Here is a 26187-nt window from a genome sequence, read left to right as displayed (position 1 = left end):
CGTGGCCGATCCGACGTACGTACTGAGTGATCTGCGGGACGAGAGCCAGGACCTGGACGAGCTGGTGTCCGGCCTGGCCGACCAGGCGTGGGCGACCCCAACTCCCGCCCAAGGGTGGACGATCGCACACCAGATCGCCCATCTCGCCTGGACCGACGGGCAGTCACTGCTCGCCGTCACCGACCCCGACGCCTTCGCCCGTGAAGTGGCGGACGCCATGGCCTCCCTCGACACCTACGTCGACGAGGCCGCCGAGCAGGGCGCGGCGCTCCCGCCCCCCGAGCTGCTCGCCCGCTGGCGCACCAGCCGCACCCGGCTCGCCGCCGCTCTGACGGCCCAGCCGCCCGGCGCACGCTTCCCCTGGTACGGGACCGCCATGAGCACCGCCTCCATGGCCACCGGCCGCCTGATGGAGACCTGGGCCCACGGCGAGGACATCGCCGACGCCCTCGCCGTCCGCCGCGCCCCCACCGCCCGCCTGCGCCACGTGGCCCGCATCGGCGTACGCGCCCGGGACTACGCCTACGCCGCACGCGGACTGGAACCGCCCACCGAGGAATTCCGCGTCGAACTCACCTCCCCCACCGGCGAGTTGTGGACCTACGGCCCCGAGGACGCCCCCCAACGCGTCACCGGCCCCGCCCTCGACTTCTGCCTCCTCGCCACCCGCCGCCGCCACCGCGCCGACCTCACCCTCACCACCGAGGGCAAAGACGCCGACCACTGGCTCGACATCGCCCAGGCCTTCGCCGGCCCGCCCGGCACCGACCGTGAACCCCGCGGATAACTTCCCTTCGCCGCCCGACCACGGGCGAGTGAGCCGAAGCGGAGCGGTCGCTGTCGAAATGGGGGCACCTCCCAGCGGAAGCGCTGGGGGAGAGAACGCGCGCAGTCCGCGAGGAACGAGCGGGCGAGCACGATCGACTGTCGACAGCGACTCAGCGCAGCGGAGGCGAACCGAGCCCACAAAAAAGGGGAAAGACGTGAGCGACACTTCCCGGGCCACCACGCTAGCTCGCCTCAGCGAGCTCGAATCCGCACACGCCAAGGCCATCGCCGGCGGCGGCCCCAAATACACCGAACGCCACCGCACCCGCGGCAAGCTGCTCGCCCGGGAGCGGATAGAACTCCTCCTGGACCCGGACACGCCCTTCCTGGAGCTCTCACCGCTCGCCGCGTACGGGAGCGACTATCCGGTCGGCGCGTCGATGGTCACGGGCATCGGGGTCATCGAGGGCACCGAGTGCGTGATCACCGCCAACGACCCGACCGTGCGCGGGGGCGCCAGCAATCCGTGGACGCTGAAGAAGGCGCTGCGGGCCAACGAGATCGCCTTCGCCAACCGCCTGCCGCTGGTCAACCTCGTGGAGTCGGGCGGCGCGGACCTGCCCAGCCAGAAGGAGATCTTCATACCCGGTGGGGCACTCTTCCGGGACCTGACCCGGCTGTCGGCGGCCGGGATCCCGACCGTCGCCGTCGTCTTCGGCAATTCCACCGCAGGCGGGGCGTACGTCCCCGGGATGTCCGACCACGTGATCATGGTCAAGGAGCGCTCCAAGGTCTTCCTCGGCGGCCCGCCCCTGGTCAAGATGGCCACCGGCGAGATCAGCGACGACGAATCGCTCGGCGGCGCCGACATGCACGCCCGCACTTCGGGCCTCGCCGACTACTTCGCGCTGGACGAACCAGACGCGCTCCGCCTGGCCCGACGCGTCGTCGCCCGCCTTCGCTGGACGAAGCAGGGTCCGGCTCCCGCCGCCTCGTACGACCCTCCACTCCACGACGAGGACGAGCTGCTCGGCATCGTCCCGGAGGACCTGAAAACACCCTTCGACCCCCGCGAGGTCATCGCGCGGATCACGGACGGCTCGGAGTTCGACGAGTTCAAGCCGCTGTACGGCCCGAGTCTGGCCACCGGCTGGGCGCAGGTCCACGGCTATCCGGTCGGGATCCTGGCCAATGCGCAGGGGGTGTTGTTCAGCGCCGAGTCCCAGAAGGCCGCCCAGTTCATCCAGCTGGCCAACCAACGCGACATCCCGCTGCTCTTCCTCCACAACACCACCGGCTACATGGTCGGCAAGGAGTACGAGCAGGCCGGGATCATCAAGCACGGCGCCATGATGATCAACGCGGTCTCCAACTCCCGCGTCCCGCACATCTCGGTCCTGATGGGCGCGAGTTACGGCGCCGGGCACTACGGGATGTGCGGCCGGGCCTTCGAGCCGCGCTTCCTCTTCGCCTGGCCGAGCGCCAAGTCGGCGGTGATGGGCCCGGCGCAGCTGGCCGGGGTCCTGTCGATCGTGGCGCGGCAGTCGGCGGAGGCGAGGGGGCAGGCGTACGACGAGGAGGCCGACGCCGCGCTGCGTGCGATGGTCGAGCAGCAGATCGAGTCCGAGTCGCTGCCGATGTTCCTGTCCGGACGGCTGTACGACGACGGGGTCATCGACCCGCGCGACACCCGCACCGTGCTCGGTCTGTGCCTGTCCGCCGTCCACAGCGCGCCCGTCGAGGGGGCACGCGGTGGCTTCGGCATCTTCCGGATGTGAGGGACGCACCACGTGAAAGAAGCAGAAGACGCAAGCACGAGAAGGGATGACCGTCGGTGATCCACTCAGTCCTGGTGGCCAATCGCGGTGAGATCGCCCGCCGTGTCTTCCGTACGTGTCGCGAACTGGGCGTCGCGACGGTCGCCGTCTTCTCCGACGCCGACTCCGAAGCCGCCCATGTACGCGAGGCCGACGCCGCCGTACGCCTGCCGGGCAACTCCCCCGCCGACACCTACCTGCGCGCCGACCTGATCGTGAAGGCGGCCCTGGCGGCGGGAGCGGACGCGGTCCACCCCGGCTATGGCTTCCTGTCCGAGAACGCCGGCTTCGCGCGGGCCGTGACCGCCGCCGGGCTCACCTGGATCGGCCCCGACGCGGAGGCCATCGATGCGATGGGCTCCAAGACCCGCGCCAAGCGGCTGATGGCGGCGGCCGGAGTGCCCGTCCTGGACGTGGGCGTGGCGGACGTAGGCCCGGAGGACCTCCCGCTGCTGGTCAAGGCGGCGGCGGGCGGCGGCGGGCGCGGGATGCGGGTGGTCCGCGAACTCGGCTCCTTGGAAGGCGAGTTGGCGGCGGCCCGGGCGGAGGCGGCGGCGGCCTTCGGTGACGGCGAGGTCTTCGTCGAGCCGTACATCGAGCACGGCCGGCACATCGAGGTACAGATCCTCGCCGACGCGCACGGGACGGTCTGGACGCTCGGCGAGCGCGACTGCTCCGTCCAGCGCCGCCACCAGAAGGTCATCGAGGAGACCCCGGCGCCGGGTATCGGCGACGACCTGCGCGGGAGCCTGTACGCCGCCGCCGAGGCCGCCGCCCGCGCCATCGGCTACACCGGTGCGGGCACCGTCGAGTTCCTGGTGGCCCCGGACGGCCGCGCGTACTTCCTGGAGATGAACACCCGTCTGCAGGTGGAGCATCCGGTGACGGAGGCCGTGACCGGCCTGGATCTGGTGGAGTTGCAGATCCGCGTCGCCGAGGGCGCCGGCCTCCCCGCGAGCCCACCGGCTCCGAGCGGCCACGCCGTCGAGGCCCGCCTCTACGCGGAGGACCCGGCCCGCGACTGGCAGCCGCAGACCGGCGTCCTGCACCGGCTGCGCTTCGGGCGAGGGGGCGGCCTGCGCGTCGACGCGGCGTACGAGGACGGGGACAGCGTCGGCACGCACTACGACCCGATGCTCGCCAAGGTCATCGCGCACGCGCCCACCCGCGACGAGGCGTTGCGGGTGCTGGCCCGCGCGCTGGAGCGGGCGCACATCCACGGCCTGGTCACCAACCGGGACCTGCTGGTCCGGGTCGTGCGCGACCCCGGTTTCGTACGTGGCGAGCTGTCCACCGCCTTCCTGACCCGGCTGCCGCCCGCCGCCGCGCCCGCACCGGAGGCCGTACGCCTCGCGGCCCTGGCGGCCGCCCTGGCCGATGCCTCGGACCGCCATCCGCTGGGCGGGTGGCGCAATGTCCCGTCCCAGCCGCAGAGCAAGGCCTACCGCGCCGAGCCCGCCGGGGAGACGCACGAGGTCCGTTATCGGCTCGGCCGGAGCGGCCTGGACGCCGAGGGCCACCCGGACGTACGTCTGCTGGCGGCGACCCGGGGGCGGACCGTGCTCGAAGTCGGTGGCATCCGGCGGGCGTTCGAGGTGGCGGTGTACGGCGACAGGGTGCATTTGGACTCGCCGCTGGGGGCCGTCGCGCTCACCGCACTGCCGCGCTTCCCGGAGCCCGAGGCGGCGCGCGCCGCACCGGGGTCGCTGCTGGCGCCGATGCCGGGCACGGTCGTGCGGCTGGCGGAGGTGAAGCCCGGGGACCGGGTCGGGGCCGGGCAGCCCCTGCTGTGGCTGGAGGCGATGAAGATGGAGCACCGGGTCACCGCTCCCGCGTCCGGGGTGCTCACCGCGCTTCATGCCGAGGTCGGCCGGCAGGTCGAGGTCGGCGCCGTACTCGCCGTCGTACAGGAACTCGCACCGGAACTCGTACCGGACCCTGGACAGAAAGAGGACGCCTCATGACCGCCGGCCTCGACACCGCCCTTCTGGAGAGCGACGAGAACCGAGCCCTGCGCGCTGCCGTCGGCGAGTTGGGCCGCCGCCACGGGCGCGGCTACGACTCGGAGAAGCTGTGGCGGGAGGCAGGCTCGCTCGGTTATCTCGGGGTGAACCTCCCCGAGGAGTACGGGGGCGGGGGCGGCGGGCTCACCGAACTGTCCCTCGTTCTGGAGGAGTTGGGTGCCGCGGGCTGTCCGCTTCTGCTGCTCGTGGTCTCCCCCGCGATCTGCGGCACCGTCATCGCCCGCTTCGGCACCGAGGAGCAGAAGCGGCGCTGGCTGCCCGGCCTGGCCGACGGTACGACCCGGATGGCCTTCGGCATCACCGAGCCGGACGCGGGCTCCAACTCCCACCGGATCACCACCACCGCACGCCGCGACGGCACGGACTGGCTGCTCACCGGCCGGAAGGTCTTCATATCGGGGGTGGACATCTGCGACGCCACGCTCATCGTGGGGCGTACGGAGGACGCGCGCACCGGCAGGCTCAAGCCTTGCCTGTTCATCGTGGAGCGCGACACGCCCGGCTTCGAGTACCGGCGGATCGAGATGGAACTCGCCGCGCCCGAGAAGCAGTTCCAGCTCTTCCTCGATGACGTACGCCTTCCCGCCGAGGCCCTGGTCGGCGACGAGGACGGCGGGCTGCTGCAACTGTTCGCCGGGCTCAACCCGGAGCGCATCATGACCGCCGCGTTCTCCATCGGCATGGGCCGCTTCGCGCTCGCCACGGCCGTCGACTACGCCGGCACCCGCCAGGTCTGGAAGGCGCCCATCGGCTCCCACCAGGCCATCGCCCACCCCCTCGCCCAGGCGCACATCGAGCTGGAGCTCGCCCGGCTGATGCTCCGCAAGGCCGCGTTCCTCTGCGACGCCGGGCAGGACATGGCTGCCGGCGAGGCGGCCAACATGGCCAAGTACGCCGCCGCCGAGGCCGGGGCCAAGGCGGTCGACCAGGCCGTACACACGCTGGGCGGCAACGGGCTGACGACCGAGTACGGGCTCGCGTCGCTGCTCGCGGCGTCCCGGGTCGGCCGGATCGCGCCGGTCAGCCGCGAGATGATCCTCAACTTCATCTCCCACCACACCCTGGGCCTGCCCAAGTCGTACTGAGCACCGAGTCGAACCGAGAGCACCGAGTCGTACCGAGCACCGAGGGGACACGCGCCATGCATCAGCAGCACACGGACACCTTCCGCAGCGACTACCCCGACGTTCCCGTCCTCGACCTCCCCATCCACGACGCCGTGCTCGGCCGGGCAGCCGAGTTCGCCGACCTCCCGGCCCTGATCGACGGCCTCGACGGCACCACGGTCACCTACGCCCAACTCGACGTCTTCAGCCGGCGCATCGCCGCCGCCCTCGCGGAGGGCGGTCTGCGCAAGGGCGACGTCCTTGCTCTCCACAGCCCCAACACGGTCGCCTATCCGGCGGTCTTCTACGGCGCCACGCGGGCCGGTGCGGCCGTCACCACCGTGCATCCGCTGGCCACCGCCGAGGAGTTCGCCAAGCAGTTGCGCGACTCGCGGGCCGCCTGGATCGTCACCGTGTCGCCCCTGCTGGCCACGGCCCGCGAGGCTGCCGAACTGGCGGGCGGCGTACGGGAGATCATCGTCTGCGACAGCGCCGAGGGCCACCGCTCGGTGCTCGGCATGCTGGGCTCCACCGCCCCCGAGCCCGACGTCGCCATCGACCCGGCGGAGGACCTGGCCGCGCTGCCGTACTCCTCCGGGACCACCGGCGTCCCCAAGGGCGTGATGCTCACCCACCGCAACATCTCCACCAACCTGGCGCAGCTCGAACCCGTGCTGCCCATGCGGCCCGGGCACCGCATCCTGGCGGTGCTGCCCTTCTTCCACATCTACGGCCTGACCGCGCTGATGAACGGCCCGCTGCGGCACGGCGCCACCGTCATCGTCCTGCCGCGCTTCGACCTGGAGCAGTTCCTCGCCGCCATCGAGACCCACCGCGTCCAGGGCCTGTACGTGGCTCCGCCCATCGTCCTGGCGCTCGCCAAGCACCCGGCGGTCGCCGCCCACGACCTGACCTCGCTGGAGTACGTGCTCAGCGCCGCCGCACCGCTCGACGCCGAGCTGGCGCAGGCCTGCTCCAAACGGCTCGGACTGCCGCCGCTCCTCCAGGCGTACGGGATGACCGAGCTGTCGCCGGGCACCCATGTCGTCCCGCTGGACACCCGGAATCCGCCGCCGGGCACCGTCGGGAGGCTCATCCCCAGCACCGAGATGCGGATCGTGCCGCTGGAGGGGACCGCGCCCGGCACCGGCGAGATCCTCATCCGGGGCCCGCAGGTCATGAGGGGCTATCTCGGCCGGCCGGAGGACACCGACGCCATGATCGACGAGGACGGCTGGGTGCACACCGGCGACGTGGGACGTGTCGACGCGGGCGGCTGGCTGTATGTCGTCGACCGCGTCAAGGAGCTGATCAAGTACAAGGGTTACCAGGTGGCCCCCGCCGAACTGGAGGCCGTTCTGCTCACCGACCCACGCATCGCGGACGCCGCCGTCATCGGCGTGCCGGACGAGGACGGCAACGAGATACCCAAGGCGTACGTCGTCCCGCAGCCCCGGCCCGGCAGCCCGCTCACCTCCGACGAGGTCATGGCGTACGTCGCCGGGCAGGTGGCCCCGTACAAGAAGGTGCGCCGCGTCGAGTTCACCGACGCGATCCCGCGCGCCGCCAGTGGCAAGATCCTGCGGCGCGAGCTGCGCGAGAGGGAGAGGGGCAACACCGCCCGATGACACCGACACTCATACGGCACGCACACGACCGGGGCATCACCACCCTCACCCTCGACTCCCCGCACAACCGCAACGCGCTGTCCGCCCGGCTGGTCGCCGAGCTGTCCGAGGAGCTGGCGCACGCCGCGAAGGACCCGGAGGTGCGGGCGGTACTCCTCACCCACACCGGCGGCACCTTCTCCGCGGGGGCGGATCTGAACGAGGCGGGCTCGCCGTCCGGGCCGCGGCTGCTGGCCGAACTGCTGCGGGCGATCGTGGAGTTGCCCAAGCCCGTCGTCGCCCACACCACCGGCCATGTGCGGGCCGGCGGCCTCGGCCTGCTCGCCGCCTGCGACCTGGCCGTCGCCGGGCCGGACGCCACCTTCGCCTTCACCGAGGCCCGCCTCGGCCTCGCCCCCGCCGTGATCTCGCTGGCCGTACTCCCCCGCCTCGACCCGCGCGCCGCCGACCGCTACTTCCTCACCGGCGAGACCTTCGGGCCCGCCGAGGCCGTCCGGACCGGCCTGGTGACCGCCCCGGACGACGCGCTCCCGGCCATCCTGGACGGCCTGCGTGCCGCGTCGCCGCAGGGGCTGGCCGAGTCCAAGCGGCTCACGACCGCAGCGGTGTTGCGGGCCTTCATACGCGACACCGACGCGGCCGTCGAGCAGTCCGCCCGCCTCTTCGCCTCGGCCGAGGCGGCGACGGGCGTACGGTCCCTCCTCGAACGCCGGGACCCGCCATGGGCGCTGTGACCTCGCGCCGGCCCCAGCAGGACCGCAGCCGCGCCACCCGCCGCCGCCTCCTCGAAGCCGCCGTGGCCTGCCTCGCCGAGCACGGCTGGGCCGGCAGCACCGTCACCGTCGTCGCCGAACGGGCGGGGGTGACCCGGGGCGCGGCCCAGCATCACTTCCCCACCCGCGAGGACCTGTTCACCGCCGCCATCGAGCACGTCGCCGAGGAATGGGTCCGCGCCCTCCGCGACGACCGCTCCCACGCCCTGCACAGTGCCGGCGCCCCCCGCACCCTGGCCGTCGTCGAACTCCTCGCCGACCTCTACACCGGCCCCCTCTTCCGCGCCGCCCTCCACCTCTGGGTCGCCGCAGCCAACGAACCGCCCCTGCGCCCCCGCGTCACCGCTCTCGAATCCCGCCTCGGCCGCGAGGCCCACCGCCTCGCCGCCGAACTCCTCGACGCCGACGAATCCCTCCCCGGCGTCCGCGAAACCGTCCAGGCCACCCTCGACCTGGTCCGCGGCCTCGGCCTCGCCAACCTCCTCAGCGACGACAGCGCCCGCCGGGCCGGCGTCGTACGCGAGTGGTCCAGGGTCCTGGACGGCGTGCTGGACGCAGCGCTCCACACCGACGGCACGCGCTAGGGGCGCGCGAGCACACCACCTGGCAGGCACGGCGCGAGCTGAGCGGCTGGAGGGCCGGTTGCTCACGCTCCGCAGTCACTGCCCGTCGGCGCGGACGGCGAGCGAACGTCGGCCGAAGGCGTGCAGCCAGCGGCGGCGCAGCCCTTCTTCCATCGGCGGCAGGGAGATCACCTCATCATCGGAGATCGCGGCGGTGAGCCGTTCGAAGGCGCTGAGCATCGACGTGGGGATGCCTGGCGAGTCGCCGAAGACGGCCAGGGTCTCCTCGTACGCGTAGAAGGGCCGGTACGGGATCTCCACCGAGCCCCAGTAAACATTGAGTTGATCGGCCGTCATTCCTCTCGGCAGTCCCTCGAACCTGGACCGGGCCAGGGATCGGCCCGCCTCAGCCTTTTCCAGCTCTCCCAGGTCGATGCGCATGGGAACAGGCAGGATCCGGATTCCCCGCCCGCCGTAGCGACTCTCGATATCTTTTGCGACGGCGGCGGCACCCTCGATGCTCTGGTCGCTGAGGGTGAAACAGTCCACCAGCACGTCGGGCAGGTGGACGGTGCAGATGTCGGCAATGTCGCTGAGACCGGTGCGGCTGTCGATGAGTACGTAGTCGTAGTGCCGTCGCATGTCATCGCGCAAGGCGTCGAAGAACGGGCCGCCGCCGAGGCGGTCGTAGAGGTTGTCCCAGTCCAGGTTGCTGACGGTGGCGGAGTATTCGCGGTTCTGCCGACCGGCGGAGACCATGTCAAGCGTGCCGCCCACGGGGAACGGCCAGTCGAGGGATACAGCGTGCGGCAGGATCCGTGCGTAGGCGAGATGCCAGTCGTCCGCTCGGTGCGCCTGCCCGTCGAGGGCGGCCCATGTGTAATCGGTGATCATGTCGACGACACCGGTGGTGGCGCTGAGGGTGGACACGTCGAGAAAAGGGTGGAAGAACCGGTGCAGTCCCGGGGCTTCCAGATCCCAGTCGACAACGAGCACGCGCATGCCGTTGGCCGCCAGGATCCACGCGGTGTTGGCCAGGGCCATCGTGCGGCCCGTCCCGCCCTTGTACGAATAGAAGGTGACGATCCGGCCGTCACGGTCTTCGGTCATCGACGCCCCCGCCATTGCCGCTGTCGGAGCCCATACGGTCGCCCGGACCCTTCAGACTAGCCGCTGGCGCCGCTCTTTTGCCTCGTTCCAGGAGCTGTTGGCCCGGCTCCGGGCTACCCTCGCGTTAGCGGAGACCGTGGGGGAATATTGAAGATCTTTCTGAGCTGGTCCGGTCCGCCGTCGAAGCGGTGCGCGGAACTCCTGGCCCCCTGGCTGCGCTACTTCAGCCCCGCCATCGTCCCCTTCGTCTCGTCGGCAAGCATCAGGAAAGGCGCCCGCGGCCTGCCGGAGATCGCCGAGCAGCTCGACGGATCGTACTTCGGGATCGCCTGCATCACCTTGGCGAACCTCCAGGCGCCCTGGATCAACTTCGAGTCCGGCGCCCTGTCGAAGCAGGTGGACGAAAGAGCCGGCCGGGTCATCCCGTTTCTCCTCGAAGGCACGCACCAGGATCTGGAGCAGGCCAACAGCCCCTTGCGGCAGTTCCAGGTGACGTTGGCCCACGAGGAGGCCGATGTGCTGCTCATGGTCAAGGCGATCAACGATCTGTGCGAACCCGTCAGCGACGAAGGGCGAATCGAGAATCTCTTCCGGAAGGTCTGGCCGGAGCTGAAGGAAGGGCTCGACGCGATCGATCTCACGGAGGAGGCCACGCAGCAGGTTCCCCCGCACAGAACGACCGAAGAGATCCTGGAGGAGCTCAACTCCCTGGTCAAGGAGCAGATCAGCAGGATCACCGACCTCGAACGCGCGGTCGACGCGTTGCGTAACGGCCAGGCCAGTCCGCCCAGGCGCCGGCCACGGTTCACCGGGATCTACGACGAGTCCTCCCCCCACTCCCCCCACCCGCCGCCACGGGACGACGACCCGGACGAGGGCGAGGAGGAGTGAGCCCGGCGACGCGCCACCGGCTCCGCACGCTCTACGGCACCCGTCACGGGTTGTCCGCGCTGGCCCGAGACTGCGCCGTCCAGTTCGGTCTGCTGTCCGGCATCGCCCAGCTGTATCTCACATTCTGGCCGGACAGCTCCCTGCCCCGGGGAACGACGCTCGTGGTAATCACCGGACTCGTTCTGGTCGGCGGGACATTACGCGCCTGGCCGCGCAACAGCATCAGCCGCGAGTTCCACAACCCCGGCTTCGCGGTGAGCGTCGAGGTCGGCGACCTCTTCGACCAGCCGTCGCATCTCGTCATCGGCTGCAACGACGTGTTCGACACCGACACACAGGACGATCTGCTGATCGTCCGCCGCAGCGTGCAGGGCCAGTTCCTGCACCGGGTGTACGGAGGCGACGTTCCGCGCCTGAACGCCGAACTCACCGCAGCCCTGGCCGGGACGGTCCCGGTCGGCGTCGAGGAGCCTTCGGCGAAGCGGGCCGGGAAACTGGCCCGTTATCCGATCGGCACGGTCGCCGTCATCGGCGCGCCCGAGCGCAGATACTTCCTCCCGGCGTACAGCACCATGCAGAACGACCTGACAGTGAGTTCAGGGGTGGACCAGCTGTGGCGCGGCCTGGGTGAACTGTGGGCCGCGGTGCACCTGTACGGCCGCCGGGAGGCCCTGGCCATGCCGATCCTCGGCTCGGACCTTGCCCGGGTCGACAGCATGGACCACGGTGGTCTGATCAAGCTGATCCTGCTGTCGTTCGTGGCCAGGTCACGGGAGGCGATCGTGTGCAACCACCTGACGATCGTGGTCCATCCCAAGGACTATTGCCGCATCGACATGCTGGAACTGGCCGCGTTCCTGCGGACTCTGTGATGGAGAGCGCCTGTTGGGAGGGCTGCGTGTGCACCGGGATTCGGGCGAGCACTCACCGTACTTCTTTCTGAGCTACGCGCACACCCCGCGCTTCGACGTCTCGAAGGCCAGCGACCCGGACATGTGGGTGGTCCGGCTGTACCAGGACCTATGTGAGCACGTGATGAGCCTGACGGACCATCCGGCCGGCTCGCCGGTCGGCTTCATGGACCGCGACATGCTCAGGACCGGCGAGAACTGGAGCCAACGTCTGTCGGAAGCGCTGGCGACCTGCCGCGTTTTCGTTCCGCTCTTCTCTCCGCGCTACTTCCAGAGCGAGGTGTGCGGCCGGGAGTGGTACGCCTTTTCACGACGCGCCCTGGAGAGCCGGTACGCGCAGAGCAACAGCCAGGCCATCGTGCCCGCCCTGTGGATTCCCGTGCTGCCGGAGAGCCTTCCGGATCCGGCCCGGCACCTCCCCGCCGTTCCCGATGAGTTCGGCACGGAATACGCCGCCAACGGCCTATACGGTCTGATGAAGCTGAGCATATTCCGGCGGGAATACGAAATTGCCGTGTACCAGCTCGCCAGGGCCATCGTGCGCACCGCGACGAGCGGGCCCACCGCGGAGGGACGCCCGCTCAAGTACAGCGAGGTTCCCAATGCCTTCGGTCCCCGGTCCGGCTCACGCCGGCTGCGCATCGTGGTGGTCGCCCCGACCCGGGACGAGCTGCCGGAAGGACATTCCGGGCGCTGCTATGGAGAGTCCAGCCTCGACTGGAACCCCTATCGTCCCGCCTCCGAGCCGCCGTTGGCCGAGGTCACCGCGAACCACATGCGCGGTCTGGACTACCTGACCAGCACCGTCTCCTTCGAGGAGGCGGCCGACGAGCTGATCGCCGGGGACCCGCCGGACGCCCCCACGCTGATGCTGCTCGACCGCTGGGCCCTGAACGACCCGCGACGGCGAGAGCTGCTCGCGCAGGTGGATGTGGCGGCCCGGCCGTGGGTCAGCGTGATCGTGCCGTGGAAGAGCGACGACCCCGACAACCTGTCCCTGGAGGCGCCCGCCCCGTCGGATGTGGAGAAAACCCTGCCCCGCGTCGTCCAGAGAGGCCGCAGTGTCTCCCGTGCGGCGACGGGCGGGGTACCCACGCTGGAGGCCTTCGTCGATGTCCTCCCGGCAGTGATCCAGCGGGCCACCGCGCAGTTCACCCGGAACGCGGTCGCCCACCCGCCCCGTGGACCCGCGATGGAACGGCCCAGACTGACCGGCCCGGTCGCGTCCCTCCCCGGGGAGGAGGCGACCGATGACCAGCGGCCGTAACGGACACATCGTCACCTTCTACTCGCAGAAGGGCGGCACAGGGCGCACCATGGCCATGGCGAACGTCGCCTGGATCCTGGCCTCCAACGGCTACCGCGTCCTGGCATCGGACTGGGACATCGAGGCCCCGGGGCTCCACCGCTACTTCCACCCGTTCCTTCCGTCGACCACCGTCACGGCCACCACGGGCGTGCTCAACCTCTTTGCGGACTACGTCGCCGACTGGCGAAACAGCACCCAGTCCGAGACCGACCTGCGGCAACACCACGCCCGGGTGCTGCCGCACGCGGTGTCGCTCAACTGGGCCTTCCCCGGCGGCGGCACACTCGACTACCTGTCCGCCGGCCGGCAGGACGGGGAGTACGTCACCAATCTGATGGACTTCAGCTGGAGGGAGTTCACCGAGCAGTTCAAGAGCGAGCGGTTTCTCGACGCGCTGCGCCACGACATGAAGACGCACTACGACTACACCTTCATCGACAGCCGCGCCGGGGTGAGCGATCTGGTCGCGCTGTGCACGCTGGACCTGCCGGACGTCCTGGTGAACTGCTTCACCATGAGCTCGCAGAGCATCGAGGGCGCCGCCGGCATGGCGCGTTCGATCGCGCGGGACACCTACCCGCGCGCGGTCAGGATCCTGCCCGTCGCCATGCGGGTCAACGGCGGCCAGGACAGCCGGCTCACCGCCGCCAGAGAACTGGTCAGAGCCTCCTTCCCGGAACTTCCGGCCCGTTACTGGGCGGGCATGGAGATCCCCCACCACCCGGACTACACCTACGAGGAGACGCTGGCCATCTTCGGGGACCGGCCGGAGGGCGGTGACACCCTGCTCGCGGCCTTCGAACGGCTCACCTCCGGGATCACCGACGGCCGGGTAGGACATTTCCCACCGCTTGACGACGATCTCCGCAGGCGCCACCTCGGTTCGTTCGTCCGGCCCATGTCCCCCGTGGCGACTCCGCTGGTGCTGTCGTACGTCCCGCAGGACAGGATGTGGGCGGATTGGGTCAGCTGGATCCTCACCCGTTCCGGATTCCAGGTGCTCACTCCCGCCGCTGGCGCGGACCCCGCCACCCGGCCGGGCGTGTCGCCCCGGACCGTGGCGTTGCTGTCCTCGTCCTTCCTGCGCTCACCGCAGTCGCGCACCCTGTGGGACTCCATCAGCACCGTGCGCCCGGACTCGCCACCGAAGCTGGTCCCGGTTCGCATCGAACAGATCACTCTCACGGCTCCGTTCACCCACTACGCCCCCGTCGACCTGACGTCCCTGGACGAGATGCAGGCCGCCGAGGCTCTGCTGCGCGGTCTGGATCACTCCGCGGAAGCGACCGAGCGGTCCCCGGGGGCCGGCCGGCCGAGATTTCCCAACAACGTCCCATCCGTCTGGGACGCTCCGCCGCGCAACCCGCTGTTCGTGGGACGGGACCGGCTGCTCGACCAACTGCATGCCACATTGAACGTGAGCCGCAGGGCCGCGATCCTGCCGCATGGCCGGCTGAGCGGCTGCGGCCGCACCCAGTTGGCCGTCGAGTACGCCCATCGCTTCCAGGCCGACTACGACCTGGTCTGGTGGATCCGTGCGGACACGCGGGACGCCGCCCTGACGTCGCTTGCCCGGCTCGCGGAACAGCTGGGTCTGCCGACCGGCGGCGGGGTGCCCCAATCGGCCCGCCTTGCCCTGGACTGCCTCGGCCGGGGCACCCCGCACGGACGGTGGCTACTGGTGTTCGACAACATCGGCGACCCGGCGGAGCTCTCCGGCCTGGTGCCTTCCGACGGCCCCGGTCATGTGCTGGTCACCTCTCGCGATTCCGGCTGGACCGAGGAGATGGACAGCGTGGAGGTCGTGGAAGTCGATGCCTTCAGCAGGGACCAGAGCGTCGAACTGCTGCGTAGGCGTGCCCCGGCGATCAGCATCGAGGACGCCGATTTGGTCGCGGACGCGCTTCAGGACCTGCCGCTTGCGATCGCGCAGGCGGGGGCCTGGCTGGCGCAGACCCCCTCGGTCGAGGGATATCGGCGCGAACTCACCGCGCAGGATGGACCTCCGCCGGCCGGACTGTCCGGCGACCTTCCGCACCCGGCGGTCCTGGCCAGCACCCGAGTGGCGCTGGCGAGCCTGGCTGCCAGGGCCCCGGCAGCACTGCGGCTGCTGGTGCTCTGCAGCCACCTGGCGCCCCTGCCGGTACCGCTCGGGCTGGTGCACAACGACACGACCCTGCACATCCTGCGGGCCCACGACGACACACTGCGCGAGCCGTTGCTGCTGGTCCAGGTCGTACGGGAACTCAGCCGGCTCGGCCTCGCCGAGGTCGACCAGGCGGCACACACCCTGCGGGTCCACCGGGTGGTGCAGTCCCTGACCCGCGCACGGTGCGCCGGGGACGAGGGAGACAAGGCCCAGCACGAGGTGCACCGCATCCTGAGTGCGGCGAGCCCACGGCGCGAGGACACCGAGGACCCGTACGACGATGCCTTCGAACGGCTGTGGCCTCACATGGATCACGCCCGGGCCGAGTCCTGCCGGGACGACGAGACCCGAGCCGCGCTCATCGAGCGGCTGCGCTGCACGGCGCAGCGCGGTCTGGTGGAGCAGGCACTCACGCTGGGCCGGCGGCTCGACCGGCTGTGGGCCGCGGACAGTGAGAGCGGCGCCGACCGCCACGTGCTGCTGCTGCGTCACCATCTGGCAGCCGTACTGCGCGACCTGGGCCGGTACGACGAGGCGCGCGACCTGGACAGGGCCACGCTGCGAGGCCAGCGGGAACTGCTGCCACCAGGGCATCCGCACATCCTGATGACCGCCGAGGGCCTGGCCGCGGATCTGCGGCCGCTGGGCCGGTTCACCGAGGCCCTGGAGCTGGACCGTGAGGCGGCGGCAGGCTTCCGGGAGGCGTTCGGGGAGGAGCATCCTCGCGCACTGGGCGCCGCCGGGGCTCTGGCCACGTCACTTCGTCTGGCTGGGGACTACGCGGCCTCGCGGGAACTGGGCCGGGCCACCTGGCAGCTTCAGCGCGAAGTGCTGGGCCAGCGCCACCGCTCCTCGCTCGTCTCGGCTCTCGGGCTCGCCCGTGATCTACGAGAAGCCGGTGAGTACGCCGGGTCGGTGCCGGTACTGCGATCCGCCCTGGCGACCCTGGACGGCCAGGGCTCCCCCGGCGAACTGCGGGCCGCGGTAAGCCTGTCGGTGTCCCTGCGGCGCATCGGACAGCAGGACGAGGCTGACTCGCTGGCCTCGGCCGCCGACGAGCGGTACCGGGCCATGCAGCGGCCGGACAGCCCTGACACGCTGGCCTGCGAGGTCAACCTCGCGGCCCTGCTCGCGGAAGCCGGCGACATGGCCGCCGCGAGCACCATCAGCCGACAACTGCGGCGCCGCTTCGCACAGGTCTGCGGGACCGGGCATCCGGACGCCCTGGTGTGCGACCACAACCTGGCCGTCTGCCTGCGCGGCGCCGGCGAACTGTCCGAAGCGCTGAAAATCGCCACCCGGACGGTGCAGGCGTTCGCGAAGTGCCTGGGCGACAGCCATCCGTACACGCTGTGCTCCAAGGTGACGCTGGCCAACGTGCTTGCCGACCTCGACCAGTTCGGCACGGTGGAGGAGCTTGCGCAGTCCTGCGCCAAGGCCTATCGCAACGTGCTGGGCCCCACCCACCCGGACACGGTGATCGCCGAAGCCTGTCTGGCGGTAACCCTGCGCTCGCTCGATCGCGAGCAGGAGGCACTGCGTCTGCGGGACAGAGCAACCGGTGAGTTCGCGCGCCAGCTGGGGGAGGGCCACGCGTGGACTCTCGCGGCCCGGCAATGGGAGCGCATCGACCGGGATCTCGAACCGCTTCTCCCCTCATAGCGACTCTTAAGACCGCGGCCCGGAAAGCTCACTGGGGCATCACTGGCGGCTCATAGGTTTTTCAGTCGCCTCCCTGAAGGTTGCTCATAGAGGGAAATGTGAGCAGGGAAGGGAGCAGCCGCCATGTCATGGGGGTCTGGAGGGGCCGCGGACACTGTCCGCAGAGGCTCGGCACGTACGGGAATGGTGACGGCGGGCGTGGCGCTGGCGGCGCTGTGCGGGACGTTCGCGCTGGTCGGTGTGATGCCGGACAAGGCGGTCTCGGCGAGCGGTTCCAGCAGCAGCGGGACGAGTTCGAGCAGCTCGAGCAGTTCCAGCAGCAGTTCGAGCAGTTCGAGTTCGTCCTCGACGCTGCAGGCGCCGACGGACAGCCCGACCTCGGCCGCGCAGGGTTCGTCCGGCAACTCGACTTCGGGGAGCTCGTGATGCGTGAGACGAATCTCGCGTCGGCGGACTTCCGGGCGTTGGGCTGTCAGGTGCGGCTGGTGGTGACCGACGAGGACCACCTGGACGCGTGCCGGTATCTGCTGGAGCTGGATCTGGCCGAGGTGGACGAGGCGTGCAGTCGCTTCCGGGAGGACTCGGAGCTGGTGGCGCTGGACGGGGCGGACGGGCGGCCGGTGCCGTTGAGTCCGCTGCTGAACGAGGCGCTGGCGGTGGCGCTGCGGGCGGCGAAGCTGACCGGCGGGGATGTGGACCCGACGGTCGGGTCGGCGATGGCCGCGATCGGCTACGACCGGGAGTTCGAGCTGGTCGAGCGGGACGGCGAGCCGGTGCGGCTGGAGGTGCGGCCGGTGCCGGGGTGGCGGACGGTGCAACTGGACCGGGAGTACGGGACGGTGACCATGCCGGCCGGGACGCGGCTCGACCTGGGCGCGACGGCGAAGGCGTGGGCGGCGGACCGGGCGGCGGCGATGCTCGCGGCGGCCTCGGGGTGCGGCGTGCTGGTGAGCCTGGGCGGGGACACCGCGGTGGCGGGCCGGGCACCGGCCGGAGGCTGGCTCATACGGGTGCAGGACGTCACCGGTCACCCGGACGAAGCCCCGGTCGGGTCGCACACGACGGTGGCGATCCAGGGCGGCGGCCTCGCGACCTCGGGGACGTCGGCCCGCCGTTGGCGGCGCGGCGGGCAGGAGCTGCACCACATCGTGGACCCGCGTACCGGCCTGCCGGCGCAGACCCCGTGGCGTACGGTCACGGTCGCGGCGGGCACGTGCACCGACGCCAACACAGCGAGCACGGCGGCGATGCTGCGCGGCGCGAGGGCCTATGAGTGGCTGAGCGAACTGCGGCTGCCGGCCCGGCTGGTGGCGACCGACGGCACGATACGCACGACGCCCGGCTGGCCCCGGGACGTGGCGACGGGGGTGGCGGCATGACGCTCTGGTATGTCAATCGCGCGACCGGTGTCGTCTGCCTGGTCCTCTTCACCGCTGTGGTGCTGCTCGGGGTGGCGGTGCATCTGCGGACGCGTTTCCCGGGTCTGCCGCGCTTCGGCACGGTGGCGTTGCACCGCGGTGTGTCGCTGGTCGCGATGGTCTTCCTCGGGGGGCACATCGCCTCGGCGGTGGCCGACAGTTATGTGTCCATCAGCCTGACCGATGTGCTGGTGCCCTTCGTGGGCAGCTACGCCCCGCTGTGGCTGGGCCTGGGCACGGTGGCCTTCGACCTGCTGCTGGCGGTGGTCGTCACCAGCCTGCTGCGGGCCCGGCTGGGGCATCGCGTCTGGCGGGCGGTGCACTGGCTGGCGTATGCCTCCTGGCCGGTGGCGGTCGTCCATGGTCTGGGCATCGGCACGGATCTCGCCTCGGGCTGGATGCTCTGGCTCACCGCCGGCTGCGTCGCCGCGGTGGCGGTCGGGCTGGTGCTGCGTACGGTGCTGGCGCCCCGGCGGGACCGGCCCGCCGACATCCTCGGGTCTTCCCATGGGTCTCGCCGTGACTCCTTCGGTGAGTCTCCCCGTGACTCCTCCCGTGAGCCCTCCCTTCCGATCGGAGTCTGACCGATGAGCACGACGACGACCACCACGACGACCACGACCACCACGGCGGCGCCGCCCCGGCTGATGCCGCTGTACGGAAGCGACAACCTCGCCTCGCATGTGGCGATGCACGGCGCCCCGCCGTACCCGGCCGCCGGGCACCTGGTCCGGCTGCTGGCCGATGCCGGGCTCCGGGGCTACGGCGGCGCGGGCTTCCCGGTGCACCGCAAGCTGGCCTATGTCGCGGAGGCGGGGCGGCGTACCGGGCGGAAGCCGGTCGTGGTCGCCAACGGCGCGGAGGGCGAGCCGGCCAGTGCGAAGGACAAGACGCTGCTGCTGCGGGCCCCGCATCTGGTGCTGGACGGGCTGCAGTTGGCGGCGGCGGCGGTCGGCGCGCAGGAGGCGTACCTCGCGGTCGAGGCCGGTACGGGCCTTGCGGCCGCCCTGCAGAGCGCCCTGGCCAAGCGGGCCCGCGCCGGGCTCGACCGGCTGACCGTGGGGCTCACCGAGGTCCCGCGCCGGTTCCTGTCCGGGGAGTCCTCGGCGCTGGCGGAGCATCTGTCGGGCCGTGCGGCGCTCCCCCGGTACCCTCAGCCGCCGGTGCGCGAGCGCGGGGTGGGCCGGGCGCCGACGCTGGTCCAGAACGTGGAGACGCTGGCCCATCTGGCGCTGATCGCCCGGTACGGCGCCGCCTGGTTCCGCTCGGTCGGTACGGCGGACGAGCCGGGCAGCATGCTCTGCACCGTGCACATCGCGGACCGCCGGCCCGAGGTGGTGGAGGCTCCCTTGGGCGCGCCGCTGTGGAGGCTGCTGATGCTCGGGCAGGGCGATCCGGTGCAGGCGGTGCTGGTCGGCGGCTACCACGGAGCGTGGATCCCGGCCGCCCATGCCGTGGGGCTGCGGCTGTCCGACGCCGATCTGGCACCGTACGGCGCGGCCCCGGGCGCCGGAGTGCTCGCGGCGCTGCCGGCCGACCGGTGCGGGCTGGTCGAGACCGCCCGCGTACTGCGTTATCTCGCCCTGCAGTCGGCGGGCCAGTGCGGGCCGTGCCTGAACGGGTTGCCGCGGATGGCCGCCGCGTTCACCGAGCTGGCGCGGCCCGGTGCTCCGGCCGGTGTGCGGGAGGACATCGCGCGCTGGGCCGGGCTGGTCGAGGGCCGGGGGGCCTGCCACCATCCGGACGGCACCGTACGGCTCGTGCGCAGCGCCCTGACCGCCTTCGCCGGTGAGGCCGACGCGCATGCCGCGGGTTTCTGCCGCGCGACCGACCACACGCCGTTGTTGCCGCTGCCGGAGAGGAACTGACGATGGATCAGCAGATATCGGTGGGGGTCGACTGGACCGCCTGCCAGGGTCACGGCCTGTGCGCGGAGCTGCTGCCCGAGCACATCACGCTGGACGAGTGGGGCTATCCGCTGCTGGACGGCACGCCCGTCCACCGTACGGCGGTCAAGCGGGCCCGCCGGGCGGCGGCGGACTGCCCGGTGCTCGCGCTGAAACTGAACGCGGTCGCCAACACAGCGAGTTCATAGGGAGGTTCAAGCCATTACCACAGGGTGGCATTGACGCGCCCATGTCATTGCAAAGAGCATCGTGAACGCACTCCGCACACCGCACTCCTGCGCATCCCCCACATCCAGGAGGACGTTCATGAGGTTCCCCCGATCCGGTAGACGGGCAACGGCCACCGCCGCCCTGCTCGCTCTCGCCCTGGCCGGCTCGCTCGCCGTGCAGGCCGACGCATCTCCCCCGGCAGTCGGCGACCGGTCCACGGCCGCCCCCGCCGACGAGTCCGTCCAGCAGTACGAGGTCGCCGGACCCCGCACCTACGCCGACCGCAACCGGCTCACCGCCACCGGCGCGTCCCTCGACGCGGTACTGGAGCACACCGTCGTCATCACCGCGACCGCAGCCCAGGCCCGCAAGGTCAGGGCACTCGGCTACCGGCTCGCCGTCCTGGAACAGCCCGACGCCCAGGGCACCGACGACACCGTCACGATCCAGGACTTCCCGAGCGCCGACTCCGGCTACCACAACTACGCGGAGATGACCTCGGAGATCAACTCCCTGGTCGCCGCGCACCCCGCCATCATGTCCCAGCAGGTGATCGGCACGTCCTACGAGGGCCGCAACATCGTCGCCGTCAAGATCAGCGACAACGTCGGCACCGACGAGGCCGAGCCCGAAGTGCTGTTCACCCACCACCAGCACGCCCGCGAGCACCTGACCGTCGAGATGGCGCTCTACCTGCTGCACCAGTTCGGGGACAACTACTCCTCCGACAGCCGGATCGCCGGCATCGTCAACAGCCGCGAGATCTGGATCATCCCGGACCTCAACCCGGACGGCGGCGAGTACGACATCGCCACCGGCGCCTACCGCAGCTGGCGCAAGAACCGCCAGCCCAATTCCGGCTCCTCGTACGTCGGCACCGACCTCAACCGCAACTGGGCCTACAACTGGGGCTGCTGCGGCGGCTCTTCCGGCTCCACCTCCAGCCTGACCTACCGCGGCTCCGCCGCCGAGTCGGCCACCGAGGTCAAGGTCGTCGCCAACTTCGTACGCGGCCGGGTGGTCGGCGGCACCCAGCAGATCAAGGCCGCCATCGACTGGCACACCTACAGCGAACTGGTGCTGTGGCCCTTCGGCTACACCACCACCAACACCACCACCGGGATGACGGCCGACCAGTACAACACCTTCGCCACCTTCGGCCGGACCATGGCCGCCACCAACGGCTACACGCCCGAGCAGTCCAGCGACCTCTACATCACCGACGGGTCGATCGACGACTGGCTGTGGGGCAGCCAGAAGGTCTTCGCCTATACCTTCGAGATGTACCCGACCTCCAACGGGTCCTCGGGCTTCTACCCGCCCGACGAGGTGATCAGCGCGCAGACCAGCCGCAACCGGGAAGCCGCCCTGCTGCTCCTGGAGAACGCCGACTGCATGTACCGCGCCATCGGCAAGGAAGCGACCTACTGCTCCTGACGTCGTCGGTCCGGCGCTTTCGTGGCGGGGGGCGGGCGGCCCGGCGGCCCCCCCGCGGGTTTCGTGGCGCGATGCCGCCCCGGACGGAGATAGACGCCCACACCCACGCCCCCGTGCTCCCCTTGGCTACCGCCGCCTGCAGGTCCCGCCCAACGGGAACGTAGGCGACCTACGGCACCTGAGGTGGGGGGCCGGGCGATTTGGGGGGGGGGGCCGGCGGGCCGCCGGCCCCCCGCTCGGTTAGCGTGCCGCTATGCCGCACCTGACGGAGATCGACGCCGACACCATCGCCCGCCTGCTCCCGATGGACGCCGCCGTCGACGCCCTCGAAGCCGCCCTCCTCGCCGGCCTCGACCCCGAGGCCGACCCGCCCCGCACCGCCTGCCCCGCCCCGGGCGCGCCCGGGGGCCAGGTCCTGCTGATGCCCTCGGCCTCGGTCTCGTACGCGGGGGTCAAGCTCGCCACCGTCGCGCCGGACAACCCCGGGCGCGGCCTGCCCCGCATCCAGGGCGTCTACGTCCTGTTCGACGGCGCCACGCTGGGCCCGCTCGCCCTGCTGGACGGCATCGCGCTCACCTCGCTGCGCACGCCCGCCGTCTCCGCCCTGGCCGTACGGCATCTGGCGGTCCCAGAGGCGCGGCGGTTGGTGGTCTTCGGCACCGGACCGCAGGCCTGGGGCCACGTGGAGGCGATGCGGGCCGTGCGCCCGGTCGAGCACGTCGACATCGTCGGGCGGGACCCCGGGCGCATCGCCGGTTTCGCCGCCGCCTGCGAGGCCGGCGGGCTCTCGGCCGCGTCGGCGACCCCGGAGGGGGTCGCCGCCGCCGACCTCGTCTGCTGCTGCACCTCGGCCCGCGCGCCGCTCTTCGACGGCGCCCTGCTGCCGCCGCACGCCACGGTGGTCGCCGTCGGCTCCCACGAACCCGGCGCGCGGGAGGTCGACGACCAGGTGGTCCGGCGGGCGGGCACCGTCGTGGTGGAGGCCCGGTCGGCGGCCCTGCGGGAGGCGGGCGACGTCATCCAGGCGGTGGCCACCGGTGCCTTCGACGCCTCACGGCTGGCCACACTCGCCGAGCTGGTGCGCGGTCGGGTCGCCGTTCCCGAGGGCCGGCCCCGGCTGTTCAAGAGCGTCGGCATGGCCTGGGAGGACCTGGTCACGGCCGCGGTGATCCATGAGCGCGCGGCCCTCAGCCCCCGGCCGCACCCGTGACGGGCAGCCGTACCGCGGCACGACCGTGCCCCGGGAAGGCGAAGCCGTCGGCCAGGCCGTACGCGATTGGTTGTGCCGAGTAACCCGGTCGGGCTTGGTCAGCCCCGCGGTCAGCCCAGTTCGCGACTCATGCGCCGCTCCGTCGCGCACGGCTGGTAGCCGAACCACTTGTTGACGGCGAGCATCGGGCCGTTGCCGAGGTCGTTGCCGGTGAAGGCCTCGGTGTAGCCGGCGACGCGGGCGCGGCGCAGGGAGTCGAGCTTGGCCAGCTTGGCGAGGCCGCGGCCGCGGTAGGAACGGCGGGTGCCGGTGCCGGCGGAGAAGTAGCGGGTGCCGCCGTCGGTGTGAGCGGTGCAGAGGGTGGCGACCACGCCGTCGACAAGGACGGCGGTGGTGAGATCGCGGTCCAGCTCGGGGCGCGACCACTCGTTGCCGAGCCACATCTCGTAGGCGGGGGCGCCCGTGGGGACGTCGTTGGGCTCGTCCTCGATGGATTGGGCGTCCACCTCGTAGAGCGGCCGGGGGTCGTCGACGAAGTCGGCGGCGGTGCGCAGTTCGACGCCGGGCGGGAGGGGCCGGGGTTCGGGCAGCGGGCCGGCGGCGAGGTCCAGGCGCTGGAAGGCGGAGGAGCTGCCGGCGCGGTAGCCGCGCTTCTCGCCGAAGGCGACCGAGCCGTCGTCCTCCAGGGCCCAGACGTACGCGGTGGTGGCGCCGAGCCCGGCGACGTAGCTCTCGCCGGCCGTCAGCAGGGCGCTGCCGACGCCTCGGCGGCGGGCCTGGGGGTGGACGTTGACATTGACGTACGCCAGGCCGGGCTCGCTGCTGTCGTGGAAGAGCCCGGTGCGGCCGCAGCCGACGACCCGGCCGTCCAACTCGGCGACAAGGAGCCGGTGGCGCTGCGCTGCGGGGGCGCGGGCGACGTTCCAGGCGATGACCTCCGGGGTGTTGGCGCCCATGTAGGGCAGGGCGGCCCGGACAAGCCCGGAGACGGCCTCGGCGTCGGTCGGCTGGAATTCGCGCACAGTCACGGTCATGACCGGCGACCCTATGCGGCGGAGTTGCGGATCGCCTCCTGTTTTTCTCAGGACGTTTTCTCAGGGCGTTTCCTCAGGACGTTTTCCTCAGGACGTTTCTCAGGACGTTTTCCTCAGGACGTGGGTGAGGCCAGGTCGGGGAGCATGGTGGAGACCGTGTCGAGACCCTGTCTGTTCGTCCCCTGTCTGTTCGCCCCCTGTCTGTTCGTCCCGGATGTGGGATACCGTCCCGTTCATGGGAATACCGGAGAGCGCCGCCCGTAGTGCTGCCGTGAGCGGTGGCACGGGATTCGACGCTCACGGCAGGCGGGTGCTCGCGGTGTGCGTGGCGGCGGGCTTCACGACGCTCCTCGACCAGTCGGTGCTCAACATCACGGTCCCGGCGCTGCGCGACTCGCTGCACGCCGGACCGACCGAGGTGCAGTGGATCGTGGCCGGTTACTCGCTGGCCTTCGGCCTCGCCCTCATCCCGGGCGGGCGGCTCGGTGACGTACGCGGCCGCAAGCCCTTCTTCCTGGCCGGGCTCGCGACCTTCGTGGCGATCGGCGCGGTGGCGGGCAGCGCGGCGCACCCGTGGGTACTGATCGCCGCGCGGCTGTTGCAGGGCGCGGGCGCCGGGCTGGTCAACTCCCAGGTGATCGGCACCCTTCAGGACACCTTCACCGGCCAGCTGCGCACCCGGGCGCTGGGCATGTACGCCGTGACGGCCGGCATCGCGACCGCCCTGGGGCCACCGCTGGGCGGGGCGCTGATCGCCGCCGCCGGCCCCGGGCTGGGCTGGCGGCTCGCCTTCCTCCTCAACGCACCCTTCGGGCTGCTGACGCTGCTGCTCGCCGCGCGCCACCTGCCCGCCGCCCGGACCCGCGCCGCGCACGCCGACCTGGACCTGGTCGGCCTGGTGCTGGTCGGTGCGATGACGTTGCTGGTGATGCTGCCGTTCGTCCTGTCCTCGGCGCCGGGCGGCCTGAAGCTCGGCCTGGCGGGCGGGGCGTGCGCGCTGGCGGGACTGTTCGCCGTCTGGCAGCGGCACTACGCCCGCGCGGGGCGCCATCCGCTGGTGCATCCGGCGCTGCCGCGCTCGGCGCCGTACGTGCTGGGCACGGTCGTGGCGATGGCGCAGTTCGGCGCGGGGATGGCGAGCTCGCTCGTACTGGCGATGTTCCTCCAGGACGGCCTCGGTCTGTCCGCCATGACGGCCGCCGCCGTCAGTCTCCCCAACGCCCTTGCCATGGGCGCCACTTCGGCGCTGGCCTGGCGCGTCATGCGGCGTTTCGGGCGGCACGCGGTGACCGTCGGGCTCGCCGCCGGCACGCTGTGCCTGGTGGCCGGCGGCCTCACCGCCCTGCACGCCTCCGCGTCCGCGCTGCCTTGGCTGCTCGGCCTCGTCCAGCTCTGCTCCGGGGCCGCCTACGGTCTCGTCATCTCCCCCAACCAGGCCCTCGTCCTGCGCCACGCCCCACCTGAGGCGGCCGGTGTCGCGGGCGGCATCCTCCAGATGTCCCAGCGCATATCCGCCGCCATCTGCGTGTCCGCCATCTCCGGCATCTACCTCCGCGGCTCCGCCACGGTCGCCCCCGCCGCCCCGGTCGCCTACTGGCACGCCGCCCTCACCTGCGCCGGCCTCAGCGCCGTCGCCGCCCTGGTCTCCCTGCTGGCCGGGCGCGCGCCGGCCCCGGCACCGGCCGGCAATTCGGTGGCCACGGGCCCGGCCGTGCGTGAGGCTAGACCGCATGAACGCCACTGATACGGCTGCCACGCTCACCCCCGGCAGCCCCGTCGCCGTCCGCCTCGTCAAGCACCCCCGCCCGGACGTCCGCTACCCCGCCGTCGCCCTCCACGACGACGGCAACCACGCGGTCGTACGCGCCCCCTGGGCCGGCGCGGCGAGCCGCGACTTCGGATTCGTACGCTTCGAGACCGGCGACCTCTTCACCGAGCACTACTGGCGCGACCGCTGGTACTCGGTCAAGGAGGTCCGCGCCGCCGACGGCACCCTCAAGGGCTGGTACTGCGACGTCGCCCGCCCCGCCGTCGTCGACACCCCCGGCTCCCTCGTCGTCGAGGACCTCGACCTCGACCTCTGGCTCTCCGCCGACCGCTCCACCGTCCTGCGCCTCGACGAGGACGAGTTCCTCGCCGGCGGCCTCGACACCCGTGACCCCACCGCCGCCGGCCACGCCCGCCACGCCCTCGACGAACTCGAAGGCCTCGCCCGGCGCGACGCGTTCGGCCCGCTGCTGCGGTACTAGTGCCCCTCCCC

The 26187-nt window shown here is 71.6% G+C and carries 21 protein-coding genes and 1 pseudogene; 19 read left to right on the top strand and 3 right to left on the bottom strand.

Translation table 11 applies throughout. From position 1 onward, the window contains the following. The first annotated feature begins 1 nt into the window (after position 1). The 7 genes from ACFXJ5_RS22400 to ACFXJ5_RS22370 are packed head-to-tail and all read left to right on the top strand — an operon-like array spanning position 2 to position 8700. Positions 2 to 787 carry a TIGR03084 family metal-binding protein gene (locus tag ACFXJ5_RS22400; protein ID WP_384633681.1) on the top strand — a complete coding sequence of 262 codons (786 nt, stop codon included), beginning with the start codon at positions 2 to 4 and terminating at the stop codon, positions 785 to 787. Between the two features lie 58 nt (positions 788 to 845). Continuing rightward, the gene (locus tag ACFXJ5_RS22395; protein WP_384633679.1) at positions 846 to 2546 is read left to right on the top strand and encodes an acyl-CoA carboxylase subunit beta; all 1701 of its coding nucleotides are present in this window, start codon (positions 846 to 848) and stop codon (positions 2544 to 2546) included. Between the two features lie 56 nt (positions 2547 to 2602). Then, entirely contained in the window at positions 2603 to 4549 is a 1947-nt protein-coding gene (locus tag ACFXJ5_RS22390; protein ID WP_384633677.1) for an ATP-binding protein, read from the top strand. After that, the gene (locus ACFXJ5_RS22385) at positions 4546 to 5694 is read left to right on the top strand and encodes an acyl-CoA dehydrogenase family protein (protein WP_384633675.1); all 1149 of its coding nucleotides are present in this window, start codon (positions 4546 to 4548) and stop codon (positions 5692 to 5694) included. Before ACFXJ5_RS22390 ends, ACFXJ5_RS22385 begins: the two co-directional genes overlap by 4 nt. A gap of 56 nt (positions 5695 to 5750) precedes the next feature. Next, a complete protein-coding gene (locus ACFXJ5_RS22380; protein WP_384633672.1) occupies positions 5751 to 7343 on the top strand; it encodes a 4-coumarate--CoA ligase family protein in 1593 nt (530 codons plus the stop codon). After that, positions 7340 to 8077 (top strand): enoyl-CoA hydratase family protein, encoded by a 738-nt coding sequence (locus tag ACFXJ5_RS22375; protein WP_384633669.1) that lies wholly within the window; start codon positions 7340 to 7342, stop codon positions 8075 to 8077. The genes ACFXJ5_RS22380 and ACFXJ5_RS22375 overlap by 4 nt, the downstream gene beginning before the upstream one ends. Next, positions 8065 to 8700 (top strand): TetR/AcrR family transcriptional regulator, encoded by a 636-nt coding sequence (locus tag ACFXJ5_RS22370; RefSeq protein ID WP_384633666.1) that lies wholly within the window; start codon positions 8065 to 8067, stop codon positions 8698 to 8700. Before ACFXJ5_RS22375 ends, ACFXJ5_RS22370 begins: the two co-directional genes overlap by 13 nt. 84 nt (positions 8701 to 8784) lie before the next feature. On the opposite strand, the pseudogene ACFXJ5_RS22365 reads toward ACFXJ5_RS22370, so the two are convergent. After that, positions 8785 to 9789, bottom strand: a pseudogene (locus tag ACFXJ5_RS22365) (KGGVGR-motif variant AAA ATPase); the annotation flags it as partial. Positions 9790 to 9936: 147 nt separating this feature from the next. On the opposite strand from ACFXJ5_RS22365, the gene ACFXJ5_RS22360 reads away from it, so the two are divergent. The 4 genes from ACFXJ5_RS22360 to fxsT are packed head-to-tail and all read left to right on the top strand — an operon-like array spanning position 9937 to position 16711. Continuing rightward, positions 9937 to 10680, top strand: a complete 744-nt coding sequence (locus tag ACFXJ5_RS22360) for a hypothetical protein (protein ID WP_384633664.1) — start codon at positions 9937 to 9939, stop codon at positions 10678 to 10680. Then, a complete protein-coding gene (locus tag ACFXJ5_RS22355; protein ID WP_384633661.1) occupies positions 10677 to 11552 on the top strand; it encodes a macro domain-containing protein in 876 nt (291 codons plus the stop codon). The genes ACFXJ5_RS22360 and ACFXJ5_RS22355 overlap by 4 nt, the downstream gene beginning before the upstream one ends. Positions 11553 to 11580: 28 nt before the next feature. Continuing rightward, the gene (locus ACFXJ5_RS22350; protein WP_384633658.1) at positions 11581 to 12858 is read left to right on the top strand and encodes a TIR-like protein FxsC; all 1278 of its coding nucleotides are present in this window, start codon (positions 11581 to 11583) and stop codon (positions 12856 to 12858) included. Further along, complete coding sequence (gene fxsT / locus ACFXJ5_RS22345; protein ID WP_384633655.1) at positions 12842 to 16711, top strand: FxSxx-COOH system tetratricopeptide repeat protein; 3870 nt, start codon at positions 12842 to 12844, stop codon at positions 16709 to 16711. Before ACFXJ5_RS22350 ends, fxsT begins: the two co-directional genes overlap by 17 nt. A 50-nt stretch (positions 16712 to 16761) precedes the next feature. Here fxsT and ACFXJ5_RS22340 read toward each other — a convergent pair whose 3' ends face one another. Then, positions 16762 to 17115 carry a hypothetical protein gene (locus ACFXJ5_RS22340; RefSeq protein ID WP_384633652.1) on the bottom strand — a complete coding sequence of 118 codons (354 nt, stop codon included), beginning with the start codon at positions 17113 to 17115 and terminating at the stop codon, positions 16762 to 16764. 21 nt (positions 17116 to 17136) lie between these two features. On the opposite strand from ACFXJ5_RS22340, the gene ACFXJ5_RS22335 reads away from it, so the two are divergent. The 6 genes from ACFXJ5_RS22335 to ACFXJ5_RS22310 all read left to right on the top strand — a co-directional run bounded on the left by ACFXJ5_RS22335 (position 17137) and on the right by ACFXJ5_RS22310 (position 22893). Continuing rightward, positions 17137 to 18090, top strand: a complete 954-nt coding sequence (locus tag ACFXJ5_RS22335) for an FAD:protein FMN transferase (protein WP_384633649.1) — start codon at positions 17137 to 17139, stop codon at positions 18088 to 18090. After that, positions 18087 to 18713, top strand: a complete 627-nt coding sequence (locus ACFXJ5_RS22330) for a ferric reductase-like transmembrane domain-containing protein (RefSeq protein WP_384633646.1) — start codon at positions 18087 to 18089, stop codon at positions 18711 to 18713. The genes ACFXJ5_RS22335 and ACFXJ5_RS22330 overlap by 4 nt, the downstream gene beginning before the upstream one ends. Positions 18714 to 18716: 3 nt before the next feature. Further along, entirely contained in the window at positions 18717 to 19997 is a 1281-nt protein-coding gene (locus tag ACFXJ5_RS22325; RefSeq protein ID WP_384633643.1) for an NADH-ubiquinone oxidoreductase-F iron-sulfur binding region domain-containing protein, read from the top strand. A 2-nt stretch (positions 19998 to 19999) separates the two neighbouring features. Beyond that, a complete protein-coding gene (locus tag ACFXJ5_RS22320; protein ID WP_384633640.1) occupies positions 20000 to 20224 on the top strand; it encodes a ferredoxin in 225 nt (74 codons plus the stop codon). A 118-nt stretch (positions 20225 to 20342) separates the two neighbouring features. Beyond that, the gene (locus tag ACFXJ5_RS22315) at positions 20343 to 21683 is read left to right on the top strand and encodes a M14 family metallopeptidase (protein WP_384633637.1); all 1341 of its coding nucleotides are present in this window, start codon (positions 20343 to 20345) and stop codon (positions 21681 to 21683) included. Between the two features lie 253 nt (positions 21684 to 21936). After that, a complete protein-coding gene (locus tag ACFXJ5_RS22310) occupies positions 21937 to 22893 on the top strand; it encodes an ornithine cyclodeaminase family protein (protein ID WP_384633634.1) in 957 nt (318 codons plus the stop codon). 110 nt (positions 22894 to 23003) lie between these two features. Here the strand turns inward: ACFXJ5_RS22310 and ACFXJ5_RS22305 are convergent, their stop codons facing one another. Continuing rightward, complete coding sequence (locus ACFXJ5_RS22305; protein WP_384633632.1) at positions 23004 to 23927, bottom strand: GNAT family N-acetyltransferase; 924 nt, start codon at positions 23925 to 23927, stop codon at positions 23004 to 23006. A 235-nt stretch (positions 23928 to 24162) separates the two neighbouring features. On the opposite strand from ACFXJ5_RS22305, the gene ACFXJ5_RS22300 reads away from it, so the two are divergent. Both ACFXJ5_RS22300 and ACFXJ5_RS22295 read left to right on the top strand, forming a co-directional pair. Beyond that, positions 24163 to 25671, top strand: coding sequence for an MFS transporter (locus tag ACFXJ5_RS22300; RefSeq protein ID WP_384633629.1), 1509 nt, complete (start codon positions 24163 to 24165; stop codon positions 25669 to 25671). After that, positions 25658 to 26176, top strand: coding sequence for a DUF402 domain-containing protein (locus tag ACFXJ5_RS22295; RefSeq protein ID WP_384633626.1), 519 nt, complete (start codon positions 25658 to 25660; stop codon positions 26174 to 26176). Before ACFXJ5_RS22300 ends, ACFXJ5_RS22295 begins: the two co-directional genes overlap by 14 nt. Positions 26177 to 26187 lie beyond the last annotated feature (11 nt).

The sequence above is a fragment of the Streptomyces sp. NPDC059373 genome, from assembly GCF_042751495.1.
In the GTDB taxonomy this organism is placed as follows: domain Bacteria; phylum Actinomycetota; class Actinomycetes; order Streptomycetales; family Streptomycetaceae; genus Actinacidiphila.
Note: the sequence above shows the minus strand (reverse complement) of the source record. Positions and strands in the feature narration are given on the sequence as shown.

Excerpts from the sequence above, each read along its gene's own strand:
- ACFXJ5_RS22295 (WP_384633626.1), top strand. The coding sequence starts at position 25,658 with ATGAACGCCACTGATACGGCTGCCACGCTCACCCCCGGCAGCCCCGTC.
- fxsT (WP_384633655.1), top strand. The coding sequence starts at position 12,842 with ATGACCAGCGGCCGTAACGGACACATCGTCACCTTCTACTCGCAGAAG.
- ACFXJ5_RS22380 (WP_384633672.1), top strand. The coding sequence starts at position 5,751 with ATGCATCAGCAGCACACGGACACCTTCCGCAGCGACTACCCCGACGTT.
- ACFXJ5_RS22305 (WP_384633632.1), bottom strand. The coding sequence starts at position 23,927 with ATGACCGTGACTGTGCGCGAATTCCAGCCGACCGACGCCGAGGCCGTC.
- ACFXJ5_RS22320 (WP_384633640.1), top strand. The coding sequence starts at position 20,000 with ATGGATCAGCAGATATCGGTGGGGGTCGACTGGACCGCCTGCCAGGGT.
- ACFXJ5_RS22335 (WP_384633649.1), top strand. The coding sequence starts at position 17,137 with ATGCGTGAGACGAATCTCGCGTCGGCGGACTTCCGGGCGTTGGGCTGT.
- ACFXJ5_RS22385 (WP_384633675.1), top strand. The coding sequence starts at position 4,546 with ATGACCGCCGGCCTCGACACCGCCCTTCTGGAGAGCGACGAGAACCGA.
- ACFXJ5_RS22315 (WP_384633637.1), top strand. The coding sequence starts at position 20,343 with ATGAGGTTCCCCCGATCCGGTAGACGGGCAACGGCCACCGCCGCCCTG.
- ACFXJ5_RS22370 (WP_384633666.1), top strand. The coding sequence starts at position 8,065 with ATGGGCGCTGTGACCTCGCGCCGGCCCCAGCAGGACCGCAGCCGCGCC.
- ACFXJ5_RS22310 (WP_384633634.1), top strand. The coding sequence starts at position 21,937 with ATGCCGCACCTGACGGAGATCGACGCCGACACCATCGCCCGCCTGCTC.
- ACFXJ5_RS22300 (WP_384633629.1), top strand. The coding sequence starts at position 24,163 with ATGGGAATACCGGAGAGCGCCGCCCGTAGTGCTGCCGTGAGCGGTGGC.
- ACFXJ5_RS22330 (WP_384633646.1), top strand. The coding sequence starts at position 18,087 with ATGACGCTCTGGTATGTCAATCGCGCGACCGGTGTCGTCTGCCTGGTC.
- ACFXJ5_RS22375 (WP_384633669.1), top strand. The coding sequence starts at position 7,340 with ATGACACCGACACTCATACGGCACGCACACGACCGGGGCATCACCACC.
- ACFXJ5_RS22395 (WP_384633679.1), top strand. The coding sequence starts at position 846 with ATGGGGGCACCTCCCAGCGGAAGCGCTGGGGGAGAGAACGCGCGCAGT.
- ACFXJ5_RS22325 (WP_384633643.1), top strand. The coding sequence starts at position 18,717 with ATGAGCACGACGACGACCACCACGACGACCACGACCACCACGGCGGCG.